2 protein-coding genes are annotated in these 1265 nt (G+C 65.5%); one reads left to right on the top strand and one right to left on the bottom strand.

Features of this window, described 5'->3' with window-relative positions; all coding sequences use genetic code 11:
* A partial coding sequence (locus ABT116_RS47505) for an RNase H family protein (RefSeq protein ID WP_351647632.1) occupies positions 1–293 on the bottom strand: 293 nt, incomplete at its 3' end.
* A 45-nt stretch (positions 294–338) separates the two neighbouring features.
* Between ABT116_RS47505 and ABT116_RS47500 the strand changes: the two genes are divergently transcribed.
* A partial coding sequence (locus tag ABT116_RS47500; RefSeq protein WP_351647630.1) for a DNA-3-methyladenine glycosylase family protein occupies positions 339–1265 on the top strand: 927 nt, incomplete at its 3' end.

The raw sequence follows: 1265 nt of genomic DNA, 5'->3' as shown, positions 1-1265 counted from the left end.
AATTCGAGGTTCTTGACCGCCCCGCCGCTCGCGGTCTTCCAGCCCTTGCGCTTCCAGCTGGGCAACCATTCGGAAGCGCACTTGATGGCGTACTGCGAGTCGGATTCGATGAGCAGAGGATCCGCGCCGGGATGGGCTACGACGGCCTCGAACAGAGCACGCAACTCGGCAATCTGGTTGGTGCCGGACGCTTCTCCGCCGGACATGCTCGGACCCTCGTGATTGACCCACGCCCAGCCGATAGCCCCGCCGGGGTTTCGCAGACAGGATCCGTCGGTGCTCACGATGATCATGGCTCGGACAATACGTTGCGCCACCGACACACGCCTTAACGGAGGATGGACGGTGGCGATACGCTGACCTCGATGACGCCGCTATCTCCGGTCGACGAAGTCACGGTGACTTCTCAGCGACCACTCGATGCCGCGCTGACGCTCAGCCCGCATCAGCGCGGACCCGGCGACCCCGCACATCGGCGGTCCGCCGACGGAGCGATCTGGCGAGTTTCCCGCCAACTTTCGGGTCCTGTGACCTACCGCATCACTCAGTCGGATCGCCACTCGGTGCGGGTGCAGGCGTGGGGTCCCGGCGCCACGGAATTACTGATCGGCGCCGAAGCGTTGCTCGGTCTCGACGACGAAGCCAAAGATTTCGCCCCCGAACATCCCAAGCTCGCCGAAGCTCATCGACGCTTCCCGCATCTGCGCATCGGCCGCACCGGCCGCGTCATGGAAGCTCTCGTTCCCGCGATCCTCGAGCAACGCGTCCACGGCATCGACGCGTTTGCCGCGTGGCGCCGCCTGCTGACCAAGTTCGGTGAGCGCCCGCCCGGCCCGGCACCCGACGGAATGCGAGTTCCACTCACCGCGGACCAATGGCGTCGAATGCCGTCATGGGAGTTCCATCGCGCGAACGTCGATCCCGCGAGGTCCAAGACGATCGTTCAGTGTGCTCGCGTCGCCGACCGCCTCGAGCAGGCATCCACGTTCCCCCGGGCCGAAGCGACCAAACGATTGCGAGCGGTGCCCGGCGTCGGAATCTGGACTGCCGCCGAAGTGGCTCAGCGCGCCTTCGGCGATTCCGATGCACTCTCGGTCGGCGACTACCACCTCGCTGCCGTCGTCGGGTGGTCACTGCTGGGTGAACCGATAGACGACGCCGAGATGGTGGAGTACCTCGCGCCCCTTCAACCGCATCGATACCGCGCCGTGAGGCTTCTGCAGGTCAGCGGCCAAGCCGTCAAACCCAAGTTCGGTCCGCGAACT

This window comes from Streptomyces sp. NPDC002130 (genome assembly GCF_040296465.1).
Classification (GTDB): domain Bacteria; phylum Actinomycetota; class Actinomycetes; order Streptomycetales; family Streptomycetaceae; genus Streptomyces.
The sequence above is the reverse complement of the archived record's forward strand: the minus strand, read 5'-3'. Positions and strand labels throughout refer to the sequence as shown.